22 protein-coding genes, 1 tRNA gene and 1 pseudogene are annotated in these 24772 nt (G+C 54.1%); 15 read left to right on the top strand and 9 right to left on the bottom strand.

Annotated elements, in window-relative coordinates; translation table 11 throughout:
- The first annotated feature begins 1 nt into the window (after nucleotide 1).
- Nucleotides 2–1054, top strand: a complete 1053-nt coding sequence (locus ACOQOY_RS01845) for a quaternary amine ABC transporter ATP-binding protein (protein ID WP_420583784.1) — start codon at nucleotides 2–4, stop codon at nucleotides 1052–1054.
- Nucleotides 1055–2727: 1673 nt separating this feature from the next.
- A complete protein-coding gene (locus ACOQOY_RS01840) occupies nucleotides 2728–2970 on the top strand; it encodes a hypothetical protein (protein WP_420583783.1) in 243 nt (80 codons plus the stop codon).
- Here ACOQOY_RS01840 and ACOQOY_RS01835 read toward each other — a convergent pair.
- Nucleotides 2915–4266 (bottom strand): IS3 family transposase gene (locus ACOQOY_RS01835; protein WP_420583782.1). Its coding sequence is split into 2 segments (ribosomal slippage): nucleotides 2915–3930 and nucleotides 3930–4266, totalling 1353 coding nucleotides; the frame shifts between segments, so codons are not numbered across the junction. The two genes, ACOQOY_RS01840 and ACOQOY_RS01835, sit on opposite strands and share 56 nt — an antisense overlap.
- 115 nt (nucleotides 4267–4381) lie before the next feature.
- On the opposite strand from ACOQOY_RS01835, the gene ACOQOY_RS01830 reads away from it, so the two are divergent.
- A complete protein-coding gene (locus ACOQOY_RS01830) occupies nucleotides 4382–4834 on the top strand; it encodes a site-specific integrase (RefSeq protein ID WP_420584021.1) in 453 nt (150 codons plus the stop codon).
- Between the two features lie 408 nt (nucleotides 4835–5242).
- Here the strand turns inward: ACOQOY_RS01830 and ACOQOY_RS01825 are convergent.
- Nucleotides 5243–5955, bottom strand: a pseudogene (locus ACOQOY_RS01825) (IS5 family transposase).
- Nucleotides 5956–6244: 289 nt separating this feature from the next.
- Here ACOQOY_RS01825 and ACOQOY_RS01820 point away from each other — a divergent pair.
- The 6 genes from ACOQOY_RS01820 to ACOQOY_RS01795 all read left to right on the top strand — a co-directional run bounded on the left by ACOQOY_RS01820 (nucleotide 6245) and on the right by ACOQOY_RS01795 (nucleotide 12079).
- Nucleotides 6245–6523: a hypothetical protein gene (locus ACOQOY_RS01820; protein ID WP_420583781.1), complete on the top strand. Its 279-nt coding sequence runs from the start codon at nucleotides 6245–6247 to the stop codon at nucleotides 6521–6523.
- A 133-nt stretch (nucleotides 6524–6656) separates the two neighbouring features.
- A complete protein-coding gene (gene istA / locus ACOQOY_RS01815) occupies nucleotides 6657–8165 on the top strand; it encodes an IS21 family transposase (protein ID WP_420583780.1) in 1509 nt (502 codons plus the stop codon).
- Entirely contained in the window at nucleotides 8162–8965 is an 804-nt protein-coding gene (istB, locus tag ACOQOY_RS01810; protein WP_420583779.1) for an IS21-like element helper ATPase IstB, read from the top strand. The genes istA and istB overlap by 4 nt, the downstream gene beginning before the upstream one ends.
- Before the next feature lie 141 nt (nucleotides 8966–9106).
- Complete coding sequence (locus ACOQOY_RS01805) at nucleotides 9107–9781, top strand: Arm DNA-binding domain-containing protein (RefSeq protein ID WP_420583778.1); 675 nt, start codon at nucleotides 9107–9109, stop codon at nucleotides 9779–9781.
- A 246-nt stretch (nucleotides 9782–10027) separates the two neighbouring features.
- Nucleotides 10028–11248 (top strand): VRR-NUC domain-containing protein, encoded by a 1221-nt coding sequence (locus ACOQOY_RS01800; RefSeq protein ID WP_420583777.1) that lies wholly within the window; start codon nucleotides 10028–10030, stop codon nucleotides 11246–11248.
- A gap of 73 nt (nucleotides 11249–11321) precedes the next feature.
- Nucleotides 11322–12079, top strand: a protein-coding gene (locus ACOQOY_RS01795) for an IS5 family transposase (RefSeq protein WP_420583776.1) whose coding sequence is annotated in 2 segments (ribosomal slippage) — nucleotides 11322–11658 and nucleotides 11658–12079 — 759 coding nt in all. Because the reading frame shifts where the segments join, the coding sequence is not laid out codon by codon here.
- A 645-nt stretch (nucleotides 12080–12724) separates the two neighbouring features.
- On the opposite strand, the gene ACOQOY_RS01790 is transcribed toward ACOQOY_RS01795, so the two are convergent.
- The 5 genes from ACOQOY_RS01790 to ACOQOY_RS01770 all read right to left on the bottom strand — a co-directional run bounded on the left by ACOQOY_RS01790 (nucleotide 12725) and on the right by ACOQOY_RS01770 (nucleotide 17083).
- On the bottom strand, nucleotides 12725–13966 hold the full coding sequence (locus ACOQOY_RS01790) for an MBL fold metallo-hydrolase (protein ID WP_420583775.1): 1242 nt from the start codon (nucleotides 13964–13966) through the stop codon (nucleotides 12725–12727).
- A complete protein-coding gene (locus ACOQOY_RS01785) occupies nucleotides 13963–14811 on the bottom strand; it encodes a hypothetical protein (RefSeq protein ID WP_420583774.1) in 849 nt (282 codons plus the stop codon). Before ACOQOY_RS01785 ends, ACOQOY_RS01790 begins: the two co-directional genes overlap by 4 nt.
- 726 nt (nucleotides 14812–15537) lie before the next feature.
- A tRNA-Pro gene (locus ACOQOY_RS01780) sits at nucleotides 15538–15614 on the bottom strand.
- A 115-nt stretch (nucleotides 15615–15729) separates the two neighbouring features.
- The gene (locus ACOQOY_RS01775) at nucleotides 15730–16845 is read right to left on the bottom strand and encodes a THUMP domain-containing class I SAM-dependent RNA methyltransferase (RefSeq protein ID WP_420583773.1); all 1116 of its coding nucleotides are present in this window, start codon (nucleotides 16843–16845) and stop codon (nucleotides 15730–15732) included.
- Nucleotides 16829–17083 (bottom strand): hypothetical protein, encoded by a 255-nt coding sequence (locus ACOQOY_RS01770; protein ID WP_420583772.1) that lies wholly within the window; start codon nucleotides 17081–17083, stop codon nucleotides 16829–16831. The genes ACOQOY_RS01775 and ACOQOY_RS01770 overlap by 17 nt, the downstream gene beginning before the upstream one ends.
- A gap of 52 nt (nucleotides 17084–17135) precedes the next feature.
- Here ACOQOY_RS01770 and ACOQOY_RS01765 point away from each other — a divergent pair, with 52 nt between their 5' ends.
- Genes ACOQOY_RS01765 through nqrF form a run of 6 tightly spaced genes read left to right on the top strand, consistent with a single transcriptional unit; the run spans nucleotide 17136 to nucleotide 23008 of the window.
- Nucleotides 17136–18479 carry a Na(+)-translocating NADH-quinone reductase subunit A gene (locus tag ACOQOY_RS01765; RefSeq protein ID WP_420583771.1) on the top strand — a complete coding sequence of 448 codons (1344 nt, stop codon included), beginning with the start codon at nucleotides 17136–17138 and terminating at the stop codon, nucleotides 18477–18479.
- Nucleotides 18480–18484: 5 nt separating this feature from the next.
- Nucleotides 18485–19693, top strand: coding sequence for an NADH:ubiquinone reductase (Na(+)-transporting) subunit B (locus ACOQOY_RS01760; RefSeq protein ID WP_420583770.1), 1209 nt, complete (start codon nucleotides 18485–18487; stop codon nucleotides 19691–19693).
- Nucleotides 19686–20513 (top strand): Na(+)-translocating NADH-quinone reductase subunit C, encoded by an 828-nt coding sequence (locus ACOQOY_RS01755; protein WP_420583769.1) that lies wholly within the window; start codon nucleotides 19686–19688, stop codon nucleotides 20511–20513. The genes ACOQOY_RS01760 and ACOQOY_RS01755 overlap by 8 nt, the downstream gene beginning before the upstream one ends.
- Entirely contained in the window at nucleotides 20513–21166 is a 654-nt protein-coding gene (locus ACOQOY_RS01750) for an NADH:ubiquinone reductase (Na(+)-transporting) subunit D (RefSeq protein ID WP_152460184.1), read from the top strand. The genes ACOQOY_RS01755 and ACOQOY_RS01750 overlap by 1 nt, the downstream gene beginning before the upstream one ends.
- Nucleotides 21166–21774 carry an NADH:ubiquinone reductase (Na(+)-transporting) subunit E gene (nqrE, locus tag ACOQOY_RS01745; protein WP_050603817.1) on the top strand — a complete coding sequence of 203 codons (609 nt, stop codon included), beginning with the start codon at nucleotides 21166–21168 and terminating at the stop codon, nucleotides 21772–21774. Before ACOQOY_RS01750 ends, nqrE begins: the two co-directional genes overlap by 1 nt.
- A gap of 10 nt (nucleotides 21775–21784) precedes the next feature.
- Entirely contained in the window at nucleotides 21785–23008 is a 1224-nt protein-coding gene (gene nqrF / locus ACOQOY_RS01740; protein WP_420583768.1) for an NADH:ubiquinone reductase (Na(+)-transporting) subunit F, read from the top strand.
- Nucleotides 23009–23046: 38 nt separating this feature from the next.
- On the opposite strand, the gene ACOQOY_RS01735 is transcribed toward nqrF, so the two are convergent.
- Both ACOQOY_RS01735 and ACOQOY_RS01730 read right to left on the bottom strand, forming a co-directional pair.
- Nucleotides 23047–24066: a GDP-mannose 4,6-dehydratase gene (locus tag ACOQOY_RS01735; protein ID WP_420583767.1), complete on the bottom strand. Its 1020-nt coding sequence runs from the start codon at nucleotides 24064–24066 to the stop codon at nucleotides 23047–23049.
- An 84-nt stretch (nucleotides 24067–24150) separates the two neighbouring features.
- The gene (locus tag ACOQOY_RS01730; RefSeq protein ID WP_420583766.1) at nucleotides 24151–24675 is read right to left on the bottom strand and encodes a CBS domain-containing protein; all 525 of its coding nucleotides are present in this window, start codon (nucleotides 24673–24675) and stop codon (nucleotides 24151–24153) included.
- Nucleotides 24676–24772: the final 97 nt, after the last annotated feature.

Genomic DNA, 24772 nt, shown 5'->3' with positions numbered 1-24772 from the left:
GATGGATCAACCTAAGATTTCAATTAAGAACCTCTACAAGATCTTTGGGGCACGCGACCGCGAACTGGTCGCCAAAGTCAAGGCGGGGCTCAGCAAGCCAGACTTACTTGAGCAACATGCGCATGTTCTGGGCCTCAGCGACATCAATGTGGACATGCAGGCGGGCGAAATCACCGTCATCATGGGGCTTTCGGGGTCGGGCAAGTCGACCTTGATCAGGCACCTTAACCGACTGATCGAACCCAGTGCTGGCGAAGTTTTGGTGGATGGACAGGACGTGCTTGGACTGGGTCCCGCGGCACTTAGGAGCTTGCGTCAGAAAACCATGTCGATGGTTTTTCAGAAGTTTGCGCTATTGCCTCACCGGACAGTGTCACAGAACGCCGCAATGCCACTGTCCGTACAGGGAGAAGCAGAGGATGTTCAATCTCGAGAGGCCGAAAAATGGCTCGACCGCGTTGGGCTTGGTGGTTATGGCGACAGATACCCATCACAACTGTCTGGCGGGATGCAGCAGCGCGTCGGTATCGCAAGGGCGCTGACCGCCAACACAGACATCATGTTGATGGACGAAGCATTTTCAGCCCTAGACCCTCTTATCCGAACAGACATGCAGGACTTGCTGCTTGAATTGCAGCGCGAACTCCACAAGACCATCGTTTTTATCACACACGATCTCGATGAAGCTCTGAAACTTGCCGATCACCTGGTTATTCTCAAGGATGGCGCTGTTGTTCAACAAGGCGATCCACAAGATATTCTGCTCAACCCCTCTGATCCCTACATCGAAGACTTCGTAAGTGACATCAACCGTGCCCGCGTATTGCGGGTAAAATCCATTACTTCACAGCTGACTTCAGAGAAGTTCGATGGAGACATCGACGCAGATAGCAACCTCGAAAGCCTGATCGCCAAATCGGGCGGCGATACAAACCACATTTACCGCGTGGTGGAAAATGGCGACGCAATTGGGCAACTCGATATGAGGGACTTGGTGAAAGCATTGGTTCCAAGCATCCGTTCAAGCTTCAATGATATTGGCCCTGATCTCTGAGCGGAGATGGATCGCAAGGTTGGGCTTACCTTTCATCCGCGACATGTCTGCGTCGACGTCTCGGGTGGTCTTCGTTTTTAACGCGGAAGTTCGCCTATTTTCGATTTCGGTCCCTATGCATGAGTGGGTGAAAATCCGAGTTTTCACGCGTCTCGATGGTCTGGCTAGATTGCAGCAAAAGTACGGTCTCGGTTCTGGTCTGATGAAAACTCGTCAACGGCCGCTTCAGTGACATAGTTTTCGCTGTGACAGTAGGGGGGTGCAGCACCTGCATACTAATGATGCATTAGCGAAGATATGAAACGAATGTCGGAAGGGTCCAGCATAGTTGTCATCAACGACGATAGGTGCTGCACTAGCAGCGAACGGCAACTATGTGGCCGCAGCCGCAGCATTCCGAGACCATGTCCAATGTCGGCAATGGGCCGCTTGTTCAAAAATTGAGACTTGAACTGGCAACACTTCAGGCAACCAGAGGTAACTTTAATTGGCGAAAAGGTAAGTTAAATGGTCAAAAGGCAAAATATCTCTGCATTTGACAACTTTGTGAAATGCAGAGATATTCTGCCTTTCCGGAAAGAATAACCTATTGTAGATATAGGAAATTCTTTTAGTTGCTTCTGCTAACTTACCATTGCCGCCAAGATAAGTTGCCTTTCGTGGCCCAACTCAGGATAAATATCCGCCATTCTCGACAAGCCAACTACAATGCAGCCGTTCAATTTTGGGGAACTAATTGGCTGTAATGCGGACAAAAGCGGTCGTCGTTCGTTTTTTTCGATGTCCGCTGAGCAGCCTCATCCGACTGGTCCAGTTTGATTGTTAGTGCATCATCGGCCTGTGATCCATCGGAAGAAAACTCATCCTTCGCCGCCTAAACAGACATTGCTGCGAAGCCGTTGAAAGCATGGCTTGGATCGGATGAAGATAGAGACAGAGATAATAACGTTTTATAGGAACAGAAAACCGATCTTTTCGACTATCTCAAGTCTGAACAAATCGCCGAAAACTTCTGGCCCGTCGGCCCTTTGCGGCCAGCTGGTCATCAAAGAGCGTCGGCCAAGGATTGATGAAAGCCAGTCACGCGATCAGGATGAACCAACACCAGGCCGATAAAGCTAAGGGCTTTGGCCAATGTCCTCGGCCGGATCAATCTCACTGATAGTATATTCTCAACAGTTCCTCGCAATCGATGTATTCGCACGCGATTCCAACTCCGGAGACAAACTGCCCGTACTTCATCAATGCTTCTAGCCCCTGCGGCGTTCTTCCACGGTGAGCGCAAACTTTGAACGCTGCGGCATCACCATCAGTCAAGTGCTCACAACAAGACCTTCCAACATATTCGTCCCTTCCGCCCTTGTAGTACTCACACCGTATGTAAAGCGCACCCCTGAGCTCTCTCGAAGGAACTGCTGAATTGGGAACGGGGAGGCAGATTCCGGTCAATAAGTCTCGCTTCCCTTCCCAACATTGCCATGGCTGGGCCGCCGCGCTTATTGGTGCGATGTAGATCGCTAGGCACGCCAAGGCTATCAAGGTGATTGATCTAGGCATCGAATCTTCCTCCCTAAATGAAATACAAACTCACAATGTTCAAAGATTAACTTCAAATGGCTTGATCACCAAAATTCGGAGACCGTACCGCGGAAGAACCAATTCACCGGTCGGCCATGGATGAACTGACAGAAAATAAAGATCACGCCCTTGCCGATGTGTTTCTCAGCTTCGAGCCGATCGGTCTTGGGGCGTTTACCAAGGCTAGCGGCGAAGGCTTTGATCTGGGTGTCCGTCGTCAGGAGTTTTGGGCCAGTTGGCAGTCTGAGCTAAGAGAGAATCTGACTCATCCGGTTCGCGTGATTATGCGGCGGATTTGCGGTGAAGCAAGCGACGCGTTTCGATTGTCTTTCGTTTGATCCTTTCTCGTTGTCTCAGAATGGTCTGGTCTCGTCCGAAGTAGACGTCAGCGGGCGTGAGGTTTTGCAGGCTTTCGTGGTAGCGACGATGATTGTAATGCTCGACGAAGGCGTCAATCTGCTGCGTGAGATCGCCAGGCAGATAGTAGTTTTCCAACAAGATGCGGTTCTTGAGGGTCTGATGCCAGCGCTCGATCTTGCCTTGGGTTTGCGGATGATATGGCGCCCCACGCACGTGATCCATTTGCTGATCTTCCAGCCAATCAACCAACTCTCCGGAAATGTAGCTGGACCCGTTGTCGCTGAGCAGACGCGGCTTATGCAACACGGTTGCCTGATCACAGCCTGAGCTTTGCAAGGCGAGGTCCAGAGTGTCGGTCACATCCTCGGTCTTCATCGTCGTGCAAAGCTTCCAGGCGATGACGTAACGGCTGAAGTCATCCAGGATCGTACTGAGATAGAACCACCCCCAGCCGATCACTTTCAGATAGGTAAAGTCGGTCTGCCAAAGCTGGTTCGGTCGTGTCGTTTTGTCTTGAAACTCATCCGCTGCGGACAAAACCACATAAGCCGGGCTGGTGATCAGGTCGTACGATTTGAGGATGCGATAGACGGAAGCCTCTGACACAAAATACTTTTCCGTGTCGGTGAAGCGGACAGCCAACTCACGCGGAGACAGCTCGCTTTCCTTCAGGGCCAGATCCTTGATCTTCTCGCGCACTGGTGTGGGAATGCGGTTCCAGACCCGTGACGGCGTGGGTCTACGATCTTCAAGCGCCTCGGGGCCACCGACAAGATATCGGTCGTACCAGCGATAGAAGGTGGTCTTCGGAATGCCCAGCTTTTCCAAAGTGCGTTTGGTCGGCAGATGCGATTGCTCAACCAAGCGGATGATTTCCAGTTTTTCGGATGCAGGATATCTCATTCCTCGTCGTCCCCATCCGCGATCATGCTTTTTTTGAGAAGCCGCAGTTCCAGGGCCTGTTCTGCCACAACTTCTTTCAGATCGCGGGCTTCACGGCGCAGGTCTTTGACCTCGGTCGATGTCGCGGCACGTGCCGTGTCGCCGGCCAGACGTTTCTTGCCGGCTTCCAGGAACTCTTTGGACCAGCTGTAGTAGAGGCTCTGTGCAATGCCTTCACGGCGGCAGAGCTCCGCAATGCTGTCCTCGCCCTTGAGGCCGTCCAGAACGATCCTAATCTTTTCTTCTGCGGAATACTGTTTGCGGGTCGCACGGCGAATGTCCTTTACGACCTTCTCACCGTGGCTCTGCTTAGTTCCGGGTTTCTTTCTCATCTCCACTCCTTGGCGGTTACGATGAGCCAGAAACCCTCTCTTATCAAATCAACCTAAACTGTCCCATTGGCGCTGACGTCAGACAGAGAAGGTTTCGCCGCATGTAACAGGTGCAATCCGTCTGCTATTGCTGACAGGGTGCCGCCTTCGAGAAATTCTGCATTTGCGGTGGTCTGAAGTAGACCTTGAGCGAGGGCTCCTAAACCTCCCGGATAGTAAGACAGGCCGAAAAACTGTCTATTTGTCCAACGCTGCAATTGATGTCCTTAAGAGGTTGCCGCGTGTTGGAACCTACGTTGTCGCGGGAGACAACCCGCAAAAACCCCGCGCCGACCTCAAACGGCCTTGGAAACGAATTTCCGAGTACGCTGGAATGGCTGACGTGCGTATTCACGATTTGAGGCATACATTTGCTTCTGTCGCAGCGGCTCAAGGTGTAAGCCTGCAGGTTATTGGCAAGCTTCTAGGGCACAAGTCCCCCGAGACAACTGCTCGATATGCGCACCTAACTGAAGATCCGCTAAGGCGTGCACTTAACCAGATGTCAGACAACATGCCATTTGATTGATGTGACCGAAATCATTGTAACATATTGAAAAAATTAGATAATATTAGCTTGTAACAATTTGTTACCGTAGAGCGCTGCGTTTTTTTTAGCTCTGACTGTATATACTGTAGCGGTACCAAGGGCCGCACTCGACATAAATATAGGAGTGCACTATGGCACAAAGATTCTACTCGACACGGGAGGCTATATGCTACCTCTACGTCGATTTTAACCTCGACTACAGCGAAAAATATTTGGCTAAGCTCCGTAGTACCGGTGGCGGGCCAAAATACGCCAAGATTGGAAGTCGGGTTTACTATTTGTCCGAACATTTAGACGAATGGGTCCTGTCGCGCTGTAACATGCGCAGAACTACTTCGGATAGTGGCCCCACCCAAGCCTTGCGCCCACTCTAGGGTCTGTTGACAATCAGCGTGCGGCGACGAGCATAGCGCAGAGGTGCCAGTTAGCAGCGTAACTGATGTCGGTCTTGTCGTATCGCGTTGCTATACCTCTGAATTCCTTGATCTTTGCGAAGTAATTTTCAATCAGATGACGCCACTTGTACATGTGGGTATCGTAGTCTCTCAGCATTTTTCGGTTCGATTTTGGCGGGATAACAGCAGTAGCGCCGCGCTCATCAAGGTCTTTCAGAAGCCAATCAGAATCGAAGGCTTTGTCGGCCAGCAAAGCTCCGAAGGAGACATCCTGGATCAGGGGAGCAACTCCTTTCATGTCGTGTGCTTGCCCCGGTAGAAGCAGAAAACGGAACAAGTTGCCGAGCGCATCGACCAGGGCCACAATCTTGGTCGTCAGCCCGCCGCGAGAGCGTCCGATGGCTTGATGCTGAGTCCCCCTTTTGCGCCCGACGCCTTCTGATGGACTTGCACAATTGTTCCGTCGATCAGAGCGTATTCGAGGTCGGGCTCTCTGCTTATAGCATTGAAAAGACTCTCAAACACACCGGCTTTGGCCCATCGACGAAAGCGTTTGAAAACCGAATTCCAGTTACCGAAATCCTTGGGTAGGTCACGCCATGGCGCGCCTGTTCGTACGCGCCAAAGTACCGCTTCCATGAACCGTCGATTATCCTGACCCGTCGCCCCCGGGTCACCGGCCTTGCCGGGCAGGAGCAGCGCCATCTTCTCCCAAAGATCATCCGAAATCACAAAACGGTTTTCGTCCATTCAAACCTCCATTTTGGAAACTTGAATCAGAGTTCAGACAAATTGTGAATCCCAAATGTCAACAGACCCTAGTGACCCGGCGCGCTGTTTGGAAACTGTTAAAATCTTCTGGCAGCGCGTCCACCTTTGGAGTCATTGAAGGCAGGAAAAGTGTCGATAATACAATGGCTTGAGGCTCAAAAAAGTTGACACCAACGGAGGGTCTGGTTTGTTATTATAGGTGAAGGCTACGTATGCTTTCACCATGACACAAACCATTGGAAAGGCTCTCGTCATGGAAGAACACAATGATCAATTCATCCTTATTCCGGCTAAAAGCGGCGGCGGCGCACTACTACGGCGCAGTCAAATCGCAGGCGGTCGAGCTAACGGTGCAGACGGCGCTATTGTCTATCTGGCATGTGGTCCTTCTGTCTACACGACAGCCACCATACCTCAGCTTGCTGAATATCTTGGAGCGCACAAAGTGATGAGCGACAACCAAGTTGACCGGCACCGACAGCCAAGTTGGCCGGTGGCTTGAACCGGAATGAGGGCGGAGCCCGATTGGAGGTTTGAGCCACCGGATCGGCCCTTTTGGGAGGGGTACGGGGTAGGTGCTGGCCGCTGTGGCCCGGTAGGTTGGAGACCTCTGAACGTGAATACGGAGGTTCCGAATGCCGGGGAAACCCGTCACCGACCAGCAAATGAGATTGTACATGTCCGACCGACCCTTTCATAACCAACGTGTTGCCGCAGCCCGTGCCGGTTTCAGCGAACGCACCGGGCGCAGGATTGAAGCAAACCCGGTACTGCCTTCGCAGCGCAAACCAGTCCGTGGTCGCACCGTCCCTGATCCTTTGGAGGCTGTGTGGCAGCCTATCCTGATCCCGCTCCTCGAACGGGATTCTTCCGTGCAAGCTGTGACGTTGCTCCGTCATTTGCAGATGCTGGATCCTGACGGCTTCCCCGATGATCGGGTCCGGCGGACGCTGGAACGACGGGTTCGGGAGTGGCGCGCCCTGCATGGCCCCGAGCGCGACGTGATCTTTCGCCAGTCCCCGGAGCCAGGGCGTATGGGACTGTCGGACTTCACCGATGCGACTGAACTCGGCGTGACAATCGCCGGTCATTTGCTGCTTCATCGGCTTTTCCACTTTGTTCTCGCCTACAGCGGCTGGGAGCATGCCGCGCCGGTTCTGGGCGGGGAGAGTTTCACGGCACTGGCTGAAAACCTTCAGAATGCGCTCTGGACACTTGGGGGCGTGCCGCAGGAGAGCAGAACCGACAGCCTGTCGGCCGCGTATCGCAATCTCGACAAGGATGCGACCAGGGATGTCACCGAACGTTATGAGGCGTTCTGTCGGCACTATGGGATGGTCGCGAGCCGCAATAATCCCGGCGAAGCCCATGAGAATGGCGCGATCGAAGCACACAACAATCATCTCAAGGTGGCTTTGGATCAGGCTCTGATCCTGCGGGGATCGCGGGACTTTCCCGACATCGATGCCTGGCGCCGGTTTGTCGACGAAGTTGTCGCCCGCCGCAACCGCCGCCGTGAGGACAAGATAAAAGTCGAGTTGCAACACCTCAAGCCGCTGCCCACGCAGCGCACCACCGACTTCACCGAACTTGTCGTGCGTGTTGTCAGGACCGGAGGTTTCCTGGTCCACAGCGTGTTCTATTCCGTGCCCTCGCAGTTCATCGGCCAGCGCTTGCGCGTTCACGTCTATGACGACCGGATCGAAGCCTATCTCGGGGCCACGCATGTGGTCTCCCATCCCCGCATGCGCGGGCGCAAGGACGGTAAACGTATCCATAGCATCAATTACCGGCATGTCATCCATGCCCTGCGTCGCAAGCCTCAGGCTTTGGCAAATTCCGTCTATCGCGACAATCTCTTCCCCAGGTCCGAATACGCTGAGGCCTGGAACCGCCTCTCCGAGGTTTTGCCCCGCAAAGAGGCTTGCAAACGCATGGTCGATCTGCTCTGGCTGGCCCATAGCGAGAACTGCGAGGCAGACCTGGCCGCGCTGATCGCCGGGGACTTTGCAAATGGCGCATTGCCAGATGCCAAAACCCTGCGGAAACAACTCCTTGGGTCACGCACGGAATTGCCGGAAGACCGAAAGGTCAGACTGACGGATCTGTCCAGCTTCGATCGCTTGCTGGAGGTGCGCACATGACACAGGTGTCCAAACCACAAACTGTCGATGTGCACGCCTTGCCCGCCCTGTTCACCGCTTTGCGTCTGCCCAGCTTCCAGCACCACTGGGAGCGCTTCGCGCAACAGGCCGATACCGAGAACTGGCCTGCAGCCAGGTTGCTGGCCACTCTAGCCGAGATCGAATTGGCTGAGCGCGAGGAACGCCGCATTCGACGCCACCTGGGCCAATCGGGCCTGCCCGGCGGAAAAACCCTGGCCACATTCGAGTTCAAAGCCGTACCTGAGCTGTCACAAGCCCGGATCGAGGCGCTCGCAGCAGGCGACTGGGTTGAAACCGGCGCCAATCTGATCGCCATCGGAAACTCCGGCGCGGGCAAGACGCATATTCTTTGCGCCATAGGACATGCTCTGATCGAAGCCGGGAATCGCGTCCTCTACACGCGAACAACCGATCTGGTACAGAAACTTCAGGCTGCCCGGCGAGATCTCGTGTTGGAAACTGCACTGGCCAAACTCGACAAATTCGATCTCGTCATTCTGGACGACATCACATATGCCCAGAAAGACCACGCCGAAAGCTCTGTTCTCTTCGAACTTATCGCACGGCGCTATGAAAACCGAAGCCTTGCGATCGCTGCCAACCAGCCATTCAGTGCATGGGGCAAAATCTTCCCCGACCAAGCTGTTACCGTCGCAGCCATCGACAGGTTGGTTCATCACGCCACGATCCTCGAGATGAACTTCGAAAGCTACAGGCGACGCTCAGCTGAAAATCAACGTCGGCCAAAACAAAAATCCACCGGAAAAGCCAAAACCTGAAGGAGAAGCAAACCAGACCATAAACACGTCATGAACTGCGGCTAAAACCGGACAACGAGGTTGTCGCTACCGGACAAAATGGTTGACGGCGTACACAAAGCGCAGGTTACCTGAACGTGCCAATTTTTGCGGGGTTTTGTTATGAAGCCCCGCAATAATCCTACGAATGAGCAACGCCTCCGCAGAGAGCAACGCGGGCCAATCGATAGCAAAGACCCTCGTGTCAAAAACGATGCTTATTGGGCATTGCGTCACCAAGGGTTCTCGGACGCTTACGCGAAGCGGGCATTTCGAGATTTAGCGCCCGGATTTTACACAACCCGAATACAGGCCGACACAAGCGACGACGATTATCTAAGAGACGTCGATCCTGATGATATTCTCGTTGAGCCGCTGTCTGTTCCGACAGAGTGCGTTAAACTGTCAGTTCTCGTTCGCCCTGACTTGAACGAGGAAGTAGTCACCACAGCAGCGCCTCGAGATATCGAATATACGATCTGGTCTGACCGGCCATCAGGTTTTGGATTGCGTGTGCGTTCTTCAGGTGTGCGTTCTTACATCGTAATGTTCCGCATCAAGGGTCGTTCAAGTCAAGGAAAGATCACACTTGGTAAGCCTGAAGAGATACCGCTTGAAACTGCGCGATGGCTTGCAAGAGAAGTCAGAATAATTGCGGCGTGCGGATGCGACCCTCGACCATTGCATAAGAACGGAGAATTGCTGAAGCAATACAGGCGGGAGCTCCGTCTTGGGCCGGTTCCCCCTCGTTACCCCGGTGTCCAAGAAATGTTGGACCGCGAGGATGAAAGCTACTGACGGAACTCAGGTGTGTTTTTCGATGTGACGGGAACACGTCAGAGAAACAAACATAATTATCCCAGCATTCCTTCAAATAGCTCTCTAACAATTTAGAAACGAAATATGACAGTGTTTTGGTGAAACCTTGTGCTCGCCAGTTTCCCATTTCTCTGGGCGTGGATTATCTCTACCGGAAATGTAAATGTGGTGGGAATGCACAAAAATAGCTCCTCGCATTAGTTAGTTCTAACCTTGTTGTATCCAATGCCCAATGCTTGCCGCCATCTCACGGTTGAATGTCTGAACGAGTACGAACTCATCCGTAAGTACCGCTGCAATGACTGTGGCGAAGTGATGATGTGTGCGTGCAACGAAGAGTTCGGAAACCGCTTTCTTTCACATCAACTCGAACAGGGGGTGGAACTCGAAACTCAGGCGCGCATTAAAGTTACAATCGGATTTCGGCCCAATGTATGTAACGAATGCCGTGGGCTGCCTCTAGTAGCTGCTCCAACCGCTGCCATTCCCGGTCGAACTTCCAAGATCAAGCGTTTCTATTGGCGCGAGTTGTTCTTTATGGTGACAGAAAGGGCGGAAAAATGGGTTCTTGAAAACCCGGATGCTGCCGAGACGGAGATTCAAGAGAAGAGAAATAGCGTTGAAAAAGAGGTGCTTGCGGAGTTGAAAGAATTGCATGCAACGGCACCCAAATATGACATGCGCGAAAGTTCTCAGGCGGAGATCATCGCCCGCTATAATGTAAAGGTCCAACCATTTTATCCAGACTACGTTGAAAAACCGCAAAAGGGTGCCGTGGTATTGTTGGAAGGTGAGGCCATATCACCTGAGTCGTTCGTGGCGCGTGAATTCGCGTCGGATGGCTGGTCATCGATGGAGTTGGAGAGCACTCCATTACACGCACTCTTCGGTGTTATGATGTGGCAGCTACTCAGCACGGACGACGAGGCGCAATTGGTGGAATTTGGTTCCAGAACAGCTCTTGATACAGGTAAGCCGACATTCCCCATTAGAACCTTTCTTTCGCAGGACTTTGGGACACGGACCTACGGAGCTCGACGTAAGAAAGAAATTGACGAACACTTCGCTTTGCTCATGTCAGACAACAAACCAGATCGAGAATACCTTCTTGAACTGTTTGACTATTGGCGGGGGCATAGCCGAGATCTACGTGAATATCTCTGGGCACATCGTGATCCCGATGTTGATAAAGCACGCCAACTAATCGAACGCCTCTCGCCTGAAAGTATTCTTATTATCCTCCGCTATCTCATTGAGGATTACTGGGGACGTTTTGTGGGTTGGCCAGATTTGCTTCTCTGGAAGGGTGATGAAGTATTGATGATTGAAGTTAAGTCATCATCTGACAAGCTAAGTGCGGAGCAAAAAAGGTGGATTGCTGACAATGCCACAAGGCTGAAATTCCCTTTTCGCATCGCTAAGCTTCATCGAAAATCGAGAAATTGAACTAGGGTCTGTTGACATTTGGGATTCACAATTTGTCTGAACTCTGATTCAAGTTTCCAAAATGGAGGTTTGAATGGACGAAAACCGTTTTGTGATTTCGGATGATCTTTGGGAGAAGATGGCGCTGCTCCTGCCCGGCAAGGCCGGTGACCCGGGGGCGACGGGTCAGGATAATCGACGGTTCATGGAAGCGGTACTTTGGCGCGTACGAACAGGCGCGCCATGGCGTGACCTACCCAAGGATTTCGGTAACTGGAATTCGGTTTTCAAACGCTTTCGTCGATGGGCCAAAGCCGGTGTGTTTGAGAGTCTTTTCAATGCTATAAGCAGAGAGCCCGACCTCGAATACGCTCTGATCGACGGAACAATTGTGCAAGTCCATCAGAAGGCGTCGGGCGCAAAAGGGGGACTCAGCATCAAGCCATCGGACGCTCTCGCGGCGGGCTGACGACCAAGATTGTGGCCCTGGTCGATGCGCTCGGCAACTTGTTCCGTTTTCTGCTTCTACCGGGGCAAGCACACGACATGAAAGGAGTTGCTCCCCTGATCCAGGATGTCTCCTTCGGAGCTTTGCTGGCCGACAAAGCCTTCGATTCTGATTGGCTTCTGAAAGACCTTGATGAGCGCGGCGCTACTGCTGTTATCCCGCCAAAATCGAACCGAAAAATGCTGAGAGACTACGATACCCACATGTACAAGTGGCGTCATCTGATTGAAAATTACTTCGCAAAGATCAAGGAATTCAGAGGTATAGCAACGCGATACGACAAGACCGACATCAGTTACGCTGCTAACTGGCACCTCTGCGCTATGCTCGTCGCCGCACGCTGATTGTCAACAGACCCTAAAAACGGTGACCATGATTTCTGAGGCTGCTCAGAGGAATTTGGTGCACTCAAATGGAAACGGTATTTGAAGTTGAGGAGCGACATCTGTCGTTGTTGTATGACGCACCCAATCCTCGTCGTGAGATAAGCTTACACATGTGGCGGCCCTCACGAGGTGCGGCCCGGACTGCATGACCGTGCTTGGATGACAGCAAAAAAAATGCTCGTACGAATATCAAATATCTGGACTCTGGAAAACAAACTCACACTTGGAACAATTCACCAACTGAAATGAAGAATAATCAAAACAACCAACGGTCAATGGAAGTCTCTCATAGGAACATCTCAACTAAGCAACCTAAGAAGAACCGGGAATGGATGATCGCAATCAGTATTGGCAATAGACACATGCGTAACAAGTATTCGAGAAATTGAGGTTCTGCCCGAAACGCAGAAACAGTCGAATCCCCTGCAACGGACGAGCATAGCCTTTGGGCTTTTCCGAGGCGTACGGTTAAACTGCCTCGCGGAGTGTTGAAAATATTGCGGCTGTCATGGATGGGTTCCCTATGGTTACCCCAAGCGTTGTCGCCATTTTTCTACGGAGGCTGAGCTTCAGGGTGATCATCTCTGACGTTCTAGGTCGTAGTTAAATTGGATGCCACCGATTGTCTGGAATATGTTTAATAGGTGCACCTAGGCTCTCGAAACGCTCTGGAGCAAGGGTATGAATTGGTATCACAGACCGCGGCTGAAACGCGCGCACAAGACGGAAAAGATCATCGAAGGTAGCGTGTCCCGAGGAATGCAAAATGTCGAAAGCAACGCCTTTTTCTGCGCACCAGTCACGCAGATTGGATGAGCCATTTTCTAAATAACCGGGCCACATCGAATAGATCAGTCGCCCACCGCGTGTGAGGTTCACATTTTCAAAGTCGTCCGCCATAGATGCTCGAAATGATACGACCAACTTGGTATTGTTGGTAAGCATCTCCTCCGGGTAGATACGAGACCTACGGAATGGCTCGACAACATCGAAACACTGGCTCCGAACAATTTGGCGCTTCATTCGATTAGGTAGGAAAACGCGCATCGCGCCTGAAGTAGGGTCTGGTAGCGATGGTCGCCCGATGGAATGAAGCAGATGCGCAATGTAAGCATCTGCTACAAAGCTACGACCAGTTTTCAAGGTAGCCTTGTAGAATGTGACCAGCCTATCGATGTTCTGACCAGAAAGGCCCGCAAGAACGATACCTTTAGTATCCCAGATTTTTGCTGCGATCTTATCGACCAAATCAGCTTCTGTCACAGTTGAGCCGTCGCTTTCCCGACTCAGCGTTGTTCCTTCCAAAAGCATTGCATCTACGTGTTTAGGTGGATTGTTCAGCAATCGCTTGAAAGCCCAGTCCTTCCAACCGTGACTTCGCAGGTCTCCCGAATAGAACAAAGTCTTGCCCGCAGCCTCGACAAGAAACGAATAGGAATCATAAGCAGAATGATCTGCGATATAAGGGGTGATGCGAAATGGACCGATCTGGAATGGCTGTTTGTCCTGATAGTGATGCACATTTTCAAAGTTCATTCCTAAAGGAGTAAACGCGCTGGCCGCTCTCAAAAGCTTGTCAGCCTCGCGCCCAATAAATTTAGGAAGTTCTGGTGATGCTAATTTGACCAGACCGTAGTGATCCATGTGGGGGTGAGAAATGACTATGCCTAACAGGTTCGGATTTGTTCCGTCTGTGAGGCCTTCAACCTCCGGCAACGCCTCTTCCCCGAACTCGCTGCCCATAAGCGGCTCGCCGAGGTCCAACAGGATTGATGCCCCTTCGGCGTGCAATTCGACGCAGTTTCCACCAATCTCATTGCTCCCGCGATGAATGCATATTTTCATAAAGTTGGTTCTACTACTGGCTGAAGTGAATTTACTGCTTTTCTAATCCGCAACCGTGCAGCGGTTTTGTTGCCATTTTTCATCGCGTTCAATTCTGCGCCGGATGCAATAGGCAGTTCAAAACTCTCAGGGAATTTCAAAAACTGGAAGCCCATTTCAGGGTAATCTGGGCATGTGAGGGACAGTTGTTCAAGCCCGTGATTTACGATCTCTTCAAATGCACCTAGGTCGTAGCCTGAGTAGTACTGAGCTGGTGCCAACACGACGAGCTTCATGTTAGAGACTTCGATCAAAGGACGCCCGGAATACCGAAACTCTTGCGCGTTTTGCCTACTAAAAACAAGCGCGAGCCCATATCTAAGCACTTCAAATAAAGCAAAAAGTGGCGTGTCGCTGGCCCATTTCAACTCGACTAGCTCTGCGAATTCACCGTCAATTCGGATCAAATCTAACGCCGCTCTTTTATCAGAGCGAGCATTCACCAGCCCGGAAGCAACAGGTGTCTGATTGTACCATCCCGTGAGTTCACCCAAGTCCGCGAGGGTCACAATCGCCCGTTCCAGCACTACTTCTAGGCTACGATTGTTATCTGAAATCGCAGTCCGCCGTTCCTGTCGCCAATTTTCGGCGGAAGGGACACGACCAGTCCAGTTTTTTATAATTTGTGCGAAAAGTAGCGAGACAATATCAGGTTTCAACGAAGCAGGCAGCGAACCACGGCAAAGATTTTGGCAGGTGGAAATTTGTTTGAGAGATTGGCCGTTTTGGAGGCCAAGAGCGGCGTGAATTATCCTATCCGTCCCATCAAAAATCGAGGCGGCGGTTGGTGTGTCTTTCGCAAGCACGGATAGGTCTCCCAAAGACCGTTCCCTGCGGTACGCCCCCCCAAGGTGGTCTCGATCCTGATCCTGGTGATCGGGGAGTTAGAACAACCGCACTAAGCCGGTCCCTGTGGCCTTTAGACCGGGGTCCTGGACATACGCCACAGGCTCCCCGACCGCAGGGGTCAAGGAGAGTGGCGCTGAAATCGGTCAGCACCTACCGCTTAGTGCAGGGGTGTTCTACGCCCCAGAGCCACGCGTGATGGCTCCGTTTCAAGCTGTAGCCCGAAATATGGCCGAGCTGCAAAGGCTTTTGGTCATTGGCGAGATTTAAACAACGGTGAAATCAGAATTTATTGTAGGGGAGAGAGGAAAGAGCAGAGCTAAATGAATGCTCTTGCTCACCAAGGAAAACCCGCTTGTTCTCCTCAGAGCCACCTCCGCTGAACATATGAAGCGCGCGAAGGCGGCTCCGAGGAAAACAAGCTATCTTACCTATAGCTCTGTATATCTTTTTTGTGGAAGCAAACGGGCGATCAATTTTGGGAATCCGTCTTGGTAAGGTTCCCCTTTGTTACCCCAGAAGAGGCATTGAAGGTCGTTTTTGGAATTAAGATATTGAAAACAAATAATAATACATGAGGATTTGCAGCGACAATTCCAAACCTAAGGTCACAAATGACGTGCTTACCATGTGCTTCCTGCGCTCATGGTGCATTTCGTGAACTGCATGTAAGGCATTGATTTTATTGGTCGGAGTGAGAGGATTCGAACCTCCGACCCCTGCCTCCCGAAGACAGTGCTCTACCAGGCTGAGCTACACTCCGACCATGGCGGGTGATCTATACCCGGCGAATTGGATGTGCAAGAGGGTTTTTGGACCGTTTGACCGGAATTCCTAGCGGGCTTCGATCCGGGGAAATGATCAAGCGACGCGATGGGTCAGGGCAGGGGATCGGTCCGGTAAAGGCGGATTTTTGTGCCTCCGTGATCGACAACCGGCCCTGCAGGCAGCAAAGGCAGGCGGGTGGCGCGGGCAAGGGATGGATTGCTGGTCACTATACCCACCCTCCAGCCGCTAAAACGGGAGGACAGGACCTTGCCCAGACTGCCGTACAAAGAGCGCAGGCGCTTCTCATCCCCGATTCTGGCACCGTAAGGCGGGTTGACGATCACCAGCCCAACAGGGCCGGGCGGTGGTTTGATGTCACTGACGGAGCGGTGATGAAACCGGGTGAGCGCGGCAACACCAGCGCGTTCAGCATTGGTAACGGACGCCTCAACAGCGCCCGCATTGCGGTCTGATCCGATAAAGATCACATCGACTTCGGCCTGAGCATCCGCATTACGCATTTCGGCCCATTTGTTGGGGTCGAACCCGCGTAGGCTTTGGAAGGCAAAGTCGCGGGACCGCCCGGGGTTTAGCCCCAGCGCGATTTCGGCAGCTTCGATGACAAAGGTGCCGGAGCCACACATCGGGTCCAGAACCGGCTCGGACCCGTCAAAGCCGCATTCGCGCAGGAACATTGCCGCCATGGTTTCCCGCATGGGCGCTTTGGCGACTGAGGGTTTATGGCCGCGCTTGTGCAGGGGCTCGCCTGAGGTATCGACGGAGAAGGTGCAGATGTCTTTTTCGATCCGTAACAAGATGCGCAGCCCTGCGTCAGATGAGATTGGCGCACCTAGTGTTTCGGTGATGGCCGTCTCAATTCTCTGCCGGGCCGCGCCAGCATGATAGATGCGGGATTTTCGGCTGGTCGCCTCGACCTTGACCGGGATGTCCGGGCGCAGGAAGTCGGACCATGGGAATTTGCGTGCGCGCTTGTCCAGCTGTGCCAAATGCACGGCAGGAAAGCTTCCCAGTCGGACCAGAACCTTGTTGGCCCCACGCAAGCACAGATTCGCGCGCCAGACCTCAGGCCAATCCCCTTTGCAGGTTATGCCGCCCGGCCCGATCTTCGCACCTGCGAATCCCTTCTCGACCGCTTCGGCATGTAATGGCGCCTCAAGCCCCGGGGTTGCGACAAGAAATATCTCAAGTTCACGCTTCTGTTCCATTGGCCGTGCTTACACCGGAAGCATTCCGGGCGCGACCGGCAATTTTGACTGCAACCTTTCCGGATTCTTCAAAGAAAAGTGACAATCCGCCGCGGAATTGGGGCGCAACGTGTTTGCGTTTGAAGGCATCCCCGCGTAAACGGTGCCAAATCAGAATTTCGCCCGCGGATTTCCAACGCATTCCGACGCTTTTGCGACGACTGTTTGGAATTCCCGCGTTATTGTCGGACTCAGACATGGGTTCTTCATGAATTGGGCGCAGGGAAAGAGGCTTGGAAGACCGTAGCGACATGCAAACTTTCAAACTGAAAAAGGGGCTGGAGCTTCCGGTGCAAGGCGCGCCGGATCAAACCATCCAGCCGGGACCGGAATTTAAGACCGTTGGGGTTTTGGGCGGGGATTACCTGGGCCTGAAGCCGCGCATGCTGGTGCAGGAAGGCGACGCAGTTCAGCGCGGCACGCCTTTGTTCTGTCACAAGGATGCGCCCGAGGCGATGATGGTCGCCCCGCTCAGCGGTAAGGTTGTGGCCATCAATCGAGGCGCACGCCGCGTTCTACAAAGCGTCGTGATCGAGGTTTCAGATCCCAACGATACCGGGCTGGATTTCTCGGGTGTTGGCAATGCGGACAGCTCCGAAGGCGTGACTGAAAAGCTTTGCGCTGCCGGTCTGTGGACCGCATTTCGCACACGGCCCTATTCGAAGATGCCCGAACCCGGCACCAAACCAGCGGCGATTTTTGTTACGGCGATCGACAGTGAACCGCTGGCCGCTGACGCCGCCCTGATCATTGCCGACGCGGGCGAGGCCTTTGCCGCCGGTCTGGCCGCGATCACAAAGTTGACCGAGGGCAAGACATATCTGTGCCAGAAGGACGGCGACTCTGTTCCCGGCGCGGATGTTTCGGGGGTAGAGGCGGCTTCTTTCGATGGCCCGCATCCTGCCGGTCTGGCCGGAACCCACATCCATTTCCTTGAACCGCTGGCTGGTGACAAACAGGTCTGGACCATCGGCTATCAGGACGTGATCGCCATTGGTCGCCTGATGCAGACTGGGCATTTGGACCCGAACATCGTGATCGCGCTGAGCGGTCCGGGCGCGCGTCAGCCGCGTCTGATCCGCACCGTCATGGGCGCGTCGACCGATGATCTGACCCGCGATGAGATCACTGTGGACGGTACACCGCGCGTCATTTCGGGTTCGATCCTGTCGGGCACTCATGCCGAAGGTCCAACCGCCTATCTGGGCCGGTTCGCGCGGCAGATCACCATCATCCGTGAGGATCACGATCAGATTCCGATGGGCTGGATTCGTCCGATGCCGTCGAAATACTCGGTGCAGCCGGTTCTGGGCTCGGCCTTCGCCAAGAAACTCTACGCCTTCACCTCGAACCTGAACGGTGGACGCCGTGCGATGGTGCCGACCGGCGTGTTCGAGGAATTGATGCCGCAGGATTACCTGCCGACGCAATTGCTGCGTGCCTTGTTGGTGATGGACACGGACACTGCGCAGGCATTGGGCGCGCTGGAGCTGGACGAAGAGGATCTGGGCCTAGTGGGCTTTGCCTGTCCGGCAAAATATGAATACGGGCTGGCGCTGCGCGACTGCCTGACCAAGATTGAAAAGGAGGGCTGATCCAAATGGGTTTGCGCAGCTTCTTTGATCGGATTGAGCCGAACTTTACCAACGGCGGCAAGTACGAGAAGTATTTCCCCATCTACGAGATGGTCGAAAGCTTCATCTACACTCCGAAAACCGTAACCACCGTCGCGCCTCACGCGCGGTCTTATGTGGATATGAAGCGGATCATGACCTATGTCGTGATCGCCACGATCCCCTGCATCCTGTGGGGGATGTACAATACCGGCTATCAGGCAAACTCGGCCATTGCCGCTTTGGGGCCGGACTCGGCCACTGGCTGGCGGATCGCGATCCTCCAGATGTTTGGAATTTCGCTGAACCCGGCCAGTATCTTTGCCAATGTGATGCATGGGTTGATGTATTTCCTGCCCATTTACATTGTCACGTTGGTCGCGGGCGGTATCTTCGAGGTCATCTTCGCCACCGTACGCGGCCATGAGGTCAACGAAGGTTTCCTCGTTACCTCAATGCTTTACACACTGATCATGCCCGCTTCTGCACCGTTGTGGCAGGTGGCGCTTGGCATTATCTTTGGTGTGGTCATCGGCAAAGAGGTGTTCGGCGGTACCGGCAAGAACTTCCTCAACCCCGCACTTGTGGGCCGCGCATTCCTGTATTTCGCCTATCCGGCGAACATGTCGGGTGACACGGTCTGGACGCCAGTTGACGGCTTTTCGGGCGCAACGGCGCTATCCGTTTCGGCCTCGGAAGGCTACCAGGCGTTGGCCGCTGAGGGCCTGACCTGGTGGAACGCCTTCCTGGGCTTCATGCAGGGCAGTTTTGGCGAGACATCGACATTGGCTATCATGATCGGTCTGGCCTTCCTGCTGACGACCAAGATCGCCAACTACCGTCTGATCGTGGGCTGTTTGGCAGGCACCATCGGCTTTACCTTGCTGTTGAACCTGATCGGATCGGACACCAACCCGATGTTCGCGATGCCGTGGTACTGGCACATTGTCATCGGCGGATACGCCTTTGGTCTGGCCTTCATGGTGACCGAGCCTGTTTCCGCAAGCCACACCAATCTGGGTCGCTATATCTATGGCGCGCTGATCGGTGTCATGGTTGTGATGATCCGTGTCATCAACCCGGCTTTCCCCGAAGGCATGATGCTGGCCATCTTGTTCGGCAACGTCTTTGCACCGCTGATCGACTATTTCGTCGTGCAAGCCAACATCAAACGGAGGGCGCGTCGCCATGTCTGATACGCAATCCCCAGATAACAACGAGGCACCTAAAGGCGCGCTGGCCAAGTTTCTGGCGGCCTCGCCGGACTCGGTCGGCAAGACGATCTTCATTGCGGTCGCCGTCTGCCTCGTCGCCTCGATGGTTGTGTCCGCTGCTGCCGTCAGCCTGCGCCCGGTGCAGGAAGCCAATGCGCTGAAGGACAAACAGGTCAACGTTTTGCAGGTTGCTGGCGTCTATGAGCCTGGCGTCGACGTAACCGAAGCGTTCGCTGCGTTCGAGCCACATGTGCTGGAACTGGCGACCGGTGAATTTGTTGATGATCGGTTCGACCCGGCCACCTTCGACGACATCGCCGCCGCCAGCGATCCTGAGCTGAGCGTCGCGCTGGACGATGACCCGGCTGGCATTGGCCGCAAGTCAAAATACCGCGTTATCTATCTGCTGCGCGACGATGCAGGCGATCTGGACAAGGTGATCCTGCCGCTGCACGGCTATGGCTTGTGGTCCACGCTTTATGGCTTTATCGCGCTGGAAAATAACGGCAACGATATCTACGGCCTGCAATTCTATCAGCATGGTGAAACACCGGGCCTTGGGGCCGAGGTGGACAACCCGCGCTGGAAGGCCCTGTGGAATGGCAAGAGGCTGCGGGATGACAATGGTGATCTGCAAATCACTGTGTCGAAATCCCAGCCTGCCGCCGGACCCGACTTCTATATCGACGCGCTGGCAGGGGCGACCCTGACATCGGTTGGTGTCGATAACCTGGTGAAATTCTGGATGGGCGACGCGGGCTACGCTCCGTTCCTGGGCAAACTGCAAGCAGGAGAGTTCTAATGTCTCAGACCAAGAAAGAGATGCTGGTCGACCCGCTTGTCGACAACAACCCGATCACCTTGCAGGTGCTGGGCATCTGTTCGGCGCTGGCGGTGACCTCGTCGCTGCAAGTGTCGATGGTTATGGCGCTGGCGGTGATCTTTGTGACCTCGTTCTCGTCCTTCTTTATCTCGTGCCTGCGAAACCAGATCCCCGGATCGATCCGTATCATCGTGCAGATGGTGATCATCGCCTCGCTGGTGATCCTGGTGGACCAGATCCTGAAAGCCTATGCTTTCGAGATCTCGAAAACCCTGTCGGTTTTCGTCGGCTTGATCATCACGAACTGTATCGTGATGGGCCGTGCCGAGGCGTTTGCGATGAAAAACCCTCCGGTCGCGTCCTTTATCGACGGCATGGGCAACGGCATGGGCTATGGCCTGATCCTGCTGCTGGTCGGCTTCATTCGTGAGCTGTTCGGCGCCGGGTCGCTGTTCGGCGTCACCATTCTGGAGACTGTCAACAACGGCGGCTGGTACGTGCCCAACGGTATGCTGCTGCTGCCCCCGTCGGCGTTCTTCATCATCGGTCTGATCATCTGGGCTTTCCGCACATGGAAGCCGAACCAGGTGGAAGAGCGTGAATACAAAATTCAGCAGGTAGAGGCCCACTGATGGAAGGTCTGATCTCACTGGCCGTAAAGGCCATCTTTGTCGAAAACCTTGCGCTTAGTTTCTTCCTCGGCATGTGTACCTTCATCGCCGTGTCCAAGAAGATTTCGACCGCGCTGGGTCTGGGTATTTCGGTCATGGTTGTGCAGGCCATCACCGTTCCTGCCAACAACCTGCTGCTGAACTACCTGCTCAAGCCGGGCGCGCTGGCATGGGCCGGGTTCCCGGATGTGGACCTGACTTTCCTTGGTCTGATTTCGTATATCGGCGTGATCGCGGCGATGGTTCAGATCCTTGAGATGGTGCTCGATAAGTACTTCCCGCCGCTCTACAACGCGCTGGGAATCTTTCTGCCGCTGATCACGGTGAACTGCGCCATCCTGGGTGGTTCGCTGTTCATGGTGGAACGCGACTACAACTTTGCCGAAGCGGCGACCTACGGTCTTTCTTCGGGCTTTGGTTGGGCGCTGGCGATCACTGCGATGGCGGGTGTACGCGAAAAGCTGAAATACTCGGATATCCCCGACGGCTTGCAGGGTCTGGGCATTACTTTCATCACCGCGGGACTGATGGCGATGGCCTTCATGTCCTTCTCGGGCGTGAAACTGTAAGGAGGGCGGAATGGAAACCTTTGGCTTAGGTGTAGCCCTTTTCACCGTCATCGTTTTGGGTCTGGTGGCCGTCATCATGGCCGCACGGTCGCGTCTTGTGTCGACCGGCAATGTCAACATCACCATCAACGGTGAGAAAACCGTCTCAGTCCCGGCGGGCGGCAAGCTCCTGCAAACGCTGGCGGCCGAGAAACTCTTCGTTCCCTCCGCCTGCGGCGGTGGCGGCACCTGCGCGCAGTGCCGGGTGCGGGTCCATTCGGGGGGCGGGTCGATCCTGCCGACCGAAGAAAGCCACATCACCAAGCGTGAGGCGTCCTGTGGTGACCGTCTGTCCTGTCAGGTTGCGGTCAAGCAGGACATGGAGATCGAAGTCCCCGAAGAGGTCTTTGGCGTCAAGAAATGGGAATGCACCGTTCGGTCTAACGAGAACGTCGCGACCTTCATCAAAGCGCTGACTCTGGACTTGCCCGAAGGCGAGGACGTGAACTTCCGCGCCGGTGGTTACATTCAGATCGAGGCCCCTGCGCACCAGTTGAAATACACCGATTTCGACGTGGAAGAAGAGTATCGCGAGGACTGGGATCGCTTCAATCTGTGGCAGTACGAATCTGTTGTGAACGAGCCGATTGAACGCGCCTATTCGATGGCCAACTACCCGGACGAAAAGGGCATGATCATGCTGAACGTCCGCGTGGCCTCACCGCCTCCGGGCTCCGAGGGTATCCCGGCGGGTCAAATGTCGTCTTACATCTTCAATCTGAAACCGGGTGACAAGGTCACCATCTCGGGTCCGTTCGGCGAATTCTTCGCGCGCGAGACGGAAAAAGAGATGGTCTTCATCGGCGGTGGGGCCGGTATGGCCCCGATGCGCAGCCATATCTTCGACCAGCTCAAGCGTCTTGAGAACCGCAACCGCAAGATCACCTTTTGGTATGGGGCGCGGTCGAAGAAAGAGATGTTCTTTGTCGAAGATTTCGACAATCTGGCCAAAGAGTTCGACAATTTCGAATGGCACGTCGCCCTGTCGGACGCGCAGCCCGAGGATGACTGGAAAGGCTACACTGGCTTTATCCACAACGTTCTGTTCGAAGAATACCTCAAGAACCACCCCGCGCCCGAAGACTGCGAGTTCTACATGTGTGGTCCTCCGATCATGAACCAGTCGGTAATCAACATGCTGCTGGATCTGGGTGTGGACCGCGAAGACATCATGCTCGACGATTTCGGCGGGTAAGAAACGAAAAAACCGGCGCTCTCGGGTGCCGGTTTTTTTCATTCGGGCTTTTGGTAATAGCCCCGATACCAGGCGACGAATTCCCTCATGCCTGACGCGATATCCGTTTTCGGCTTGTAGCCGGTCAGGCTCTGCAACAGGCTGGTATCTGCCCAGGTCGCGGGGACATCACCCTTCTGCATCGGCATGTAATTCCGCACCGCTTTCTTGCCGAGCGCATCTTCGATGGCCTCAATAAAGTCCATCAGACGAACCTTGTCCGAGTTGCCGATATTGACGATCCGATAGGGCGCAATGGGTGACAGGCTGTCGCCTTCGGCGATGTCATCCTTGCTGGCCGGACGGGCAGGGGCGGCATCAATCAGTAGCCGTATCCCCTGCACCAGATCGTCGACATAGGTGAAGTCGCGATACATGTCGCCGTTGTTGTATATGTCGATGGGACGGTCGTTCAGGATGGCGTCGGTGAACTTGAAATAGGCCAGATCGGGCCGCCCCCAGGTTCCGTAGACGGTGAAAAACCGAAACATCGTGGTGGGCAGGTTCCACAAATGAGCGTAGGAATGGGCCATCGCCTCATTGGCCTTTTTCGTGGCCGCGTAGATGGTCAGCTGGTTGTCGGCCTTGTCCGTTTCGGCAAAGGGCATGTCCTCATTCGCGCCATAGATCGAGGATGTCGAAGCCATCAAAAGATGCTCAACCTCATGCGTGCGCGCCAGTTCCATAATGTTGAACGTGCCCACGACATTCGACTGCACATAGCTGCGCGGGTCTTCGAGGCTGTAGCGCACCCCGGCCTGCGCGGCGAGGTGGATGATCACCTCGGGTTGGAACTCCTCAGCGACTTGCATCAGCCGGTCATGGTTTTCCAGCAAGTCCTCGGTGGCCGAGAACCCCGGTGTCTGCAACAGCATCTGGTGACGGCGGCGTTTCAGACTGACGTCGTAGTAATCCGTCATCCCATCATAGCCGTGAACACGGAACCCCTCGGACAGCAGCAGTTTCGCCAGGTGGAACCCAATGAATCCCGCTGTCCCCGTAACCAGAACCCGTTTCATATAACCCTCGACCTTGACGCAGACTTCAAAGCATCAGGGATACCGTTGCCGGGGCAAGGTCAAGGGGATTTTCGCAAGTTACAGTCAGCCGACGATCATCTGCTTCATCCGCAGCGCCTCGTATTCCAACTCTTTCAGCCGGAAATGGACAACGTCGCCGATGGTTATGACGCCGCAAAGATTGCCGTCGCGCAGCACTGGCATGTGGCGGAAACGGCCTTCGGTCATTGTTTTCAACACATCATTCAGAAGATCATCGGGAGAACAGGACTTGACCTCTTTGGTCATCAGGTCTTCGACCGATTGCGGAAGGGTCTGGCCGGGCGTTTCAGCCATGCGCCGTACGATGTCGCGTTCGGACAGAATGCCCTGCAGGGTGCCATTCTGATCTGTCACCAGAACCGCGCCGATCCGCTTTTCTTTCAGCGTATTGACCACGGAATGAATGGTCTCGTTCGGGCGCACCGAAAACACCGAGTCCCCTTTACCCTCAAGCAGTTTGGCCACGGTCGTTTGCGAGTGCGACAGGTTGGATTCCGCTGATTGGCTGTATGTGGTCTTGTCAGCTTTGTCGCCGCGCGACGGCGACTGGTAAGAGGTTGGGGCCATGGGCAATCTCCTTCATGGTTATTGCAAAGTCTTTCCCTTTCACCTTAGCGCAGCTAAATGACCTGTATAGGGTGAAATGGCCCGATCGCGGAAAACT

It is taken from the genome of Ruegeria sp. (assembly GCF_965221235.1).
Taxonomy (GTDB): Bacteria; Pseudomonadota; Alphaproteobacteria; order Rhodobacterales; family Rhodobacteraceae; genus Ruegeria.
The sequence above is the reverse complement of the archived record's forward strand: the minus strand, read 5'-3'. Positions and strand labels throughout refer to the sequence as shown.